At 19.6% G+C, this 6,866-nt stretch carries 8 protein-coding genes and 1 pseudogene; 2 read left to right on the top strand and 7 right to left on the bottom strand.

Annotation, left to right across the window (positions count from 1 at the left end):
* A partial coding sequence (locus VAMP_RS04445; protein WP_213349751.1) for a polysaccharide biosynthesis C-terminal domain-containing protein occupies positions 1-515 on the top strand: 515 nt, incomplete at its 5' end.
* A 312-nt stretch (positions 516-827) separates the two neighbouring features.
* Here the strand turns inward: VAMP_RS04445 and VAMP_RS04440 are convergent.
* From VAMP_RS04440 to VAMP_RS04415, 6 genes are all read right to left on the bottom strand, one after another.
* Positions 828-1,169, bottom strand: a complete 342-nt coding sequence (locus tag VAMP_RS04440) for a type IV toxin-antitoxin system AbiEi family antitoxin domain-containing protein (protein ID WP_213349750.1) — start codon at positions 1,167-1,169, stop codon at positions 828-830.
* A gap of 592 nt (positions 1,170-1,761) precedes the next feature.
* Entirely contained in the window at positions 1,762-1,911 is a 150-nt protein-coding gene (locus tag VAMP_RS04435; RefSeq protein ID WP_213349749.1) for a hypothetical protein, read from the bottom strand.
* Positions 1,912-1,917: 6 nt separating this feature from the next.
* The gene (locus VAMP_RS04430; RefSeq protein WP_213349747.1) at positions 1,918-2,157 is read right to left on the bottom strand and encodes a glycosyltransferase family protein; all 240 of its coding nucleotides are present in this window, start codon (positions 2,155-2,157) and stop codon (positions 1,918-1,920) included.
* A 177-nt stretch (positions 2,158-2,334) separates the two neighbouring features.
* Positions 2,335-3,579, bottom strand: coding sequence for an ATP-binding protein (locus VAMP_RS04425; protein ID WP_213349745.1), 1,245 nt, complete (start codon positions 3,577-3,579; stop codon positions 2,335-2,337).
* A 72-nt stretch (positions 3,580-3,651) separates the two neighbouring features.
* Entirely contained in the window at positions 3,652-4,515 is an 864-nt protein-coding gene (locus VAMP_RS04420; RefSeq protein ID WP_213349744.1) for a glycosyltransferase, read from the bottom strand.
* 70 nt (positions 4,516-4,585) lie between these two features.
* Positions 4,586-4,804: a hypothetical protein gene (locus tag VAMP_RS04415; RefSeq protein ID WP_213349742.1), complete on the bottom strand. Its 219-nt coding sequence runs from the start codon at positions 4,802-4,804 to the stop codon at positions 4,586-4,588.
* Between the two features lie 244 nt (positions 4,805-5,048).
* On the opposite strand from VAMP_RS04415, the gene VAMP_RS07140 reads away from it, so the two are divergent.
* A complete protein-coding gene (locus VAMP_RS07140; protein WP_213349740.1) occupies positions 5,049-6,671 on the top strand; it encodes a cytidylyltransferase domain-containing protein in 1,623 nt (540 codons plus the stop codon).
* 72 nt (positions 6,672-6,743) lie between these two features.
* Here VAMP_RS07140 and VAMP_RS04405 read toward each other — a convergent pair.
* A pseudogene (locus VAMP_RS04405) lies at positions 6,744-6,866 on the bottom strand (N-acetylneuraminate synthase family protein); the annotation flags it as partial.

The raw sequence follows: 6,866 nt of genomic DNA, 5'->3' as shown, positions 1-6,866 counted from the left end.
CAAACTTGAACTTTCAACAAAACTTAAAAAAAATTCATATATTAGCTTTGAAACAGTTCTTAAAAAAGAATGAATTATATTTCAAGATTATCAAGACACTATATTTCTTGCAAGTGATAATAGCTTTATTTTTGGTTCTAAAAGTCTTATTTCAGTTAAATTTTGTAGTGATAAATGCTTATGGAAAACCTAAAAATAGAGTAAAGATAATAGCTTTTGTTGTACTTGTAAATATTCTCATAAATGGAGCTTTGATACTTTTTATATGAGTATATGGAGCAGTTATATCAAGTATCATAGCTTGTTTTATAATCTTTTTATTTTCATTTATCTACATATATAAGAAAAACCCTATAAAACTTTATAGATGATTTATATTTTGAAATTTATTATATTTTGTTTGTATATGAACTATACTATATGTTTTGAAATGAAACTTTTTTGAATATACAGATAGTGCAGGATATGAAAATTTATTTTACTTGATGATAGCTTTTGCTATATTTTGATTATAATTTTTGATTATAAATTATAAAAGTTTACTAAAACTTAAAAAAGAAGTTGTTAAGATAAAAAAAGGGTAGTGGTTATTTTAAACTATCAATAAAATCTTGAAAATTGATAACTCTATATATCTCATCTTGATTTATTAAAAAAGGCTTTACATCTTGAGCTATTTTTTCAAGGTTTTGATTTTTTGTAAATTCATTTAATTTTTCTTTTAAGTTTTCATTATCTTTTATTTATATATTTAAGAAGTAAATCTATTCTTTTGTTTATAATTTTTATTTTAATTAAACTTCAATATTTTTTTAATTTATCAATATCTAATTTTTTTTTAGTATGTCTTTGTTCCATCTTAAATATTCAAAATCTACAGTGCTTTTTATATTATCATACAAATAAAAGTAATCTAATATAGCCTTTTCTAAACTTGCAATAAGAACTTTATTTTCTTTTAAAGAAATTATATTATATCAGAAAAATAGTTTTGGATTTATTTTTTTATAATTAAATACTCAAAAATCTGTTTTAAAATAATTTGTCTTTTTTGTGCTTACTCAATTTATAGTAAATACTTGTTCAGGAATAATCCCATAGTATGAAAAAGCACTTTCCAAAGATATATAACTTGGTTGATAGATCTTATTTGATGCAAAATAAAGCAAACTTTCATTTATATGAATATCAGATAATATATAATATCATCTTATAATTTATTTTATATATCAAGCTTTTTTCCACTTAAAAATTTTTGACTTATCATAATTATCATCAAGTAATTTTAAATCTTGAGTTGAAAAAATCTTTAATTCTTTTAGTTTTTTTGAATATTTATATATTTCATTTCTATAAGTGGTTAAAAAATACAACTAAAAGAAATATAATGATTATATATTTAAAATCAAGAAAAAATTAAAGGTTTATAAAACTTACCAAGCAAGCTGGTATGAGATAAACATCTTTTTTGTTTCTATACTTTACTTCCATAGGATTGATAAAAAATCAAGTATTTTTAATAAAAGTGTTGATAGAAAATTAACTATAAAAGTTTACTAAAACTTAAAAAAGAAGTTGTTAAGATTAGAGAATAATTTAATACTAAATTTTATCATATCACCAATATTTTACTAAATCAATCTCTGGATCTATAAGACTATGTTTATGAAGTAAATCATTTATTTTCTCTATTTCTGATTTAAATTGTTTCATAAGCTATATATAATCTTGAAAAGATTTTTTTAATTATATTCATTTTTCTTATTTTAAATTATAAAAATTATTTATAGTTTTACTCATTTTCTTTACTTGTTTTTCCAAAGATAACTCTTGTATATATTTAAGTGCATTTTGTTTCAAATCCTCATACAATTCAGGTTTATCATACAGCATATCAATATTTTTTGCCAAAGCTTTCTAATCAAGTTTTTTGAATAACGATCCATTATAATAATTATCTATTGTTCTATAAGTTCAACCTTCATCAGCACATATTGGAACGACTCAAACACTCATAGCTTCAAGTTGAGTTTTACAATATAGTTTTATATTATAATTTTTAGAAAACTCATTAAATATCCAAGCTCTATTTGTATAATAAGTTTTATTATATTTATAAACTTTTATATTGTGAATATATATTAAATTATTTTTCATTATTAAAAATTATTTTATAAAATATTATATATATATTTTTTTTTATTTTATACAAGATTAAATTATTTATATATATATTTCTAAACAATTAAATAGTTTTGAATAAAATTTCATTGTATAAAACTTAACTGTTTAAAAACTTACAACTAATATATATATTTCAAAAAATAAATCAAATTATTCCATATTTTGCAACCAATCCAAAATATTATAATGTTTTATTCATTCATAATTATTTACAAATAAATTATCACTTGAAATAACTATTTTTTCCCATCAATCTTTGATTTTCATAAGATTTCAAAATTCTCTATCAATAACTTTTTCATCAGATAATAAATAAGCTACTTGAATATATATTTTTTTTCAAGATTTTTCAGCTATAAAATCAATTTCTTTTTCTCACAGTATTCATACAAATACATTAAATCAATTTGAAATAAAATGATTATAAACTAAATTTTCATAAATTCATCAAATATCATTTTGTAAATTTATTCATACAATACTATTTCTTATTCCAAGATCAAAAGAATATATTTTTTTTGTTATTTCAAAAAGTTTTTTTCATCTAATATCATATCTACTAACTTCATCAAAAAGAAAAGAATTAAAACTAAATTCCATATAATTTAATATAGTTTCAATTGATGTTTTTATATTTTCTTTTTTTAAAAAATTTGAAATATTTTTAGAATTAATCAAATTTCAAAATTCTTTAAATAAAAATTTATGTATATTTTTGAGTAAATTAGTATTTCTTATATTTTCATATTCAAGTAAATCTTTTACAAAAATAGTATTATAAACTCATTTTAAATATTCTAATTTTATATTTAAATCATCAATAAAATTAATTGCAGGTAATCATCAATAATTTATATATTCAAATAATAATTCGTTATCTATATTTTTATTTGAAAATAAACTAAATTCATTTAAAGAAAGAGGAAAAATTTTTTTGGAAATATATCTTCATCTTAAATTTGTTCATATATCTTTTGATAATAATTTTGAATTTGATCAAGTAATAAAAATAATACTTTGTGGATAACTACTCCAAATAGAAAGTATAAATTTTTGCCAATCTTTTATTTCTTGCACTTCATCAATTCACAAGAAAAAATTATTTCATACTTTATTTTCTTTTTTCCATTTCAAAAAATAATTATTTAAATCTTTATAATCTTGAATATCATCATATTCAAGCCATTCTTTGTTTATATAAAAAATTTGATTTTCTTTTAATTTATTTAATTCTAATAATTTTTTTATAATAGAAAAAAGATAAAAACTTTTTCAAACTCTTCTTGCTCATACAATAATTTTTATAAATGGAGCAAAACAAAAATTTTCTAAATCTTTTAAATATTTTTGTCTTATAATAACTTTTTGTATATATTCTTTTAATTTATCTGTCATAATTATTTTGTTATATTAATAAAGTATAACTGAATTATATAAAAAAAATATTATAAATCAAGTATAATTTATTTATAAAACATTTTCCCATTCATTTATAATATTTTCAACATCAAAATCTTTTGCTCTCAATTTTGACTGTTTACTATAATGTCCTTGTAAATCTTTATCATCATACAAATCTTGCATTGCTTGAGTTAAAGATTTTTCATCATCTACTGGAACTAATATTCAATATTTATCTTTACTTACTCAATCTACCATTTCAAAACTTTGAATATCTTTTTTCATAATTTCTTTTGCTCATGTAGGATGATCAGTAGAAATAATAGATAGTCAACAAGCCATAGCTTCTACCAAAACTCTACCCATTCATTCCCAACTACTACTACTTATATAAGCATCAGAATTTGCCAAAAATTTATAAGGGTTTTCATGAACTCATAAAAAGTAAATGTCTTCTTTTGAAGATAAAGATTTTCTTTGATTTTTCAATTCTTCTTTTAATTCCCCATCTCATAGTATTATAAGTTGAGTATTTGGATTTTTCTGATGAAATTTATCAAAAGCATTAAGTAAAAGTTTTTGATTTTTAGCATTGATAAATTTTCATATATTTATAAATGTATATTTTCAGTTATTAAACAATTCTTGATAGTCTCATAAATCTTCTTTTGATTTTTCTTGTATTACTTTTATATCAAACATATTATATATATTTTGAATTCTTTTAGGATTAATTCAATAGTTTTGTATAAGATTTTGAGATCATTCCTTAACTATTGGTGTTATAAAATCTGCTTTTGGGTATAAAAATTTGATTAATTTTTTATATAATCAAGACTTTTTATTAATATTTGTTCTAATACTTATAACAATTTTTGATTTGCTTCAAAAATATTTACTTAAAATATTTGGAAAATTTGCTTCCTCCATAAAAGAAAGAGATTTGTCTATATTATTTTTTCTACAATATTTTTTTATCTGTCAAGTTCTTTGGAAAAGTTTATAAAAATTTATTATAGTTATTGTAATTTTTTGTAACTTCTTGCTTTTGTATGCGAGGTAATATTTTTCTTATACTTTTACCTTCAGTATCAATATCTAAGATATCAGCTAATGCAAAACTTATTGAAGTATTTGCAACTTTAGGTACTAAGAAACATATAGATTTTTTATTTTTCAATAAAACAATATGATTTTTTTCAATAAAATATGTCCACATCTTATATGCATTTGTTCTATAAGCAATTTGTCTAATTAATTTATTAATATTATCACTATTAAAAACTAAATCTTATCATATTAGGTATATTTTTGTATATATAATGTCGTTTTAGTAAAAAAACAATCTACTTTCTTATAATTAATTTTAAAAATATTTCAAATTAAATAATAATTAAGTTTGATTTTTACAAATAAAATGTTATAATAGTGTTATGTTTTGACTCTACTAAATATTATATATAATGTACAATAACAAAAAAATACTTGCAATTATACCGGCAAGATGAAGTAGTAAATGAATTCCAAAAAAGAATATAAAACCTCTTAATTGAAAACCTCTTATACACTATACAATAGATAATTTAAAATCATCAAAAATAATTGATGATATAGTTTTAACTACTGAAAGTGAAGAAATAAAAAATAATTGTAAAAGTAAAGAAATAATTATTCATAATAGACCAGAAAGTTTATCAGATGATGCAACTCCTTTGGATCCCGTAATATTTGATGTATGTGAAAAATATAATAATTATGATTATATAATAACTTTTCAACCAACATCACCTTTGATAAAGTTAAAAACTATAGAAAAAGCTATTAAAAACTTTATAGAAAGTTGAAAGGATTCTTTTATGAGTCTAAGAGAAGAAACTCATCTTTACTGGAAAGAAGAAAATTGAAAGATAATTGCAGATTTTGAAAAAAGAGTTAATAGGCAATTTTTACCAAAAAAATATGTAGAAACTTGAGCAATCATATGAGTTAAAAAAGATTATTTTCTAACAAACAACACAAGAATAAATATAAACTCTTGTGATTTTGTGATAACATGAGAGCAAGAATCTACTGATATAGATACTTATGCAGACTGGGTGAATGTTGAAAGTTTATTAAACCAAAAAAATATTGCTATAAATGTAATTTGAAATAATAAAACTTGATTATGACATATATATAGACAATTACATATAGCATTAAACCTAAATACAAAGCCAACATTTTTTACAAAAAAATGAAATAACCTTGCAAAAAAAATAATAAATGAAAATTTTTATGAAATTATAGAATATGACAATGAAGAATATTTAATAAAATTTTTAAAAGAAAAAAATATAAAAATAATAATAAATGATATACTTGATACTTCAAAAAAATATATTGATAGTTTGAAAGAAAATGAACTAAAAGTTATAAATTTTGAAGATTTATGAGAATGAAAAAATTATGCAGATTTTACTATAAATGAACTTTATGAATTTACTGATGATAAAGAAAATATACTAAATGGACATAAATATATAATACTTAGAGATGATATTATAAATCAAGAAAAGAAAAAAATAACAAAAGATGTAAAAAATATAACTATAAGTTGTGGTTGAACAGATCCAAATAATCTTACTTGTATATATTTACAATCACTTGAAAATATAAATTATAATTGAAATATAAATATAATTCTATGACCTTGATATTCTCATAAAAAAAAACTAGAAAATATAACAAAATGAAAACAAAATATAAAAATACTTGAAAATATATCGAATATGTGAGAAGTAATACAAAATGCAGATATTATGCTTACAAGTAATGGAAGAACAATTTATGAGATAACTTGTATATGAGTTCCTACAATCTCTATATCTCAAAATGAACAAGAAATGCATCATACTTTTTCAAATTTTTCTTGATGTATCAAAAATCTTTGACTTGTGAATTTTATAGATAAAACTAAACTTGAAGAAGAGATAAAAAATCTTATATTTAATTATGATGAAAGAAAAGTAATAAATAAAAAAATGCTTTCTTATAATCTTGAAAATTGAATAAATAAATTCTTAGATATTTTAAATAAATTATAAATATTATTATGATAAAAACACCTTATATAATAGCTGAAATAGGAGTAAACTACTATGATATAGCTAAAAAAGAAAATATTTCATCAAAGGATCTAAAAAATCAACTGCATCTAAATCAAAAGGAGTAGAAAGAAAATCTATACCTATTTCTTCACTATATTTTGCAAGTTCTTTGTATTCTTCTTCTCAAAAATG

It is taken from the genome of Candidatus Vampirococcus lugosii (assembly GCF_018420025.1).
Classification (GTDB): Bacteria; Patescibacteriota; Gracilibacteria; order Absconditabacterales; family Absconditicoccaceae; genus Vampirococcus; species Vampirococcus lugosii.
The sequence above is the reverse complement of the archived record's forward strand: the minus strand, read 5'-3'. Positions and strand labels throughout refer to the sequence as shown.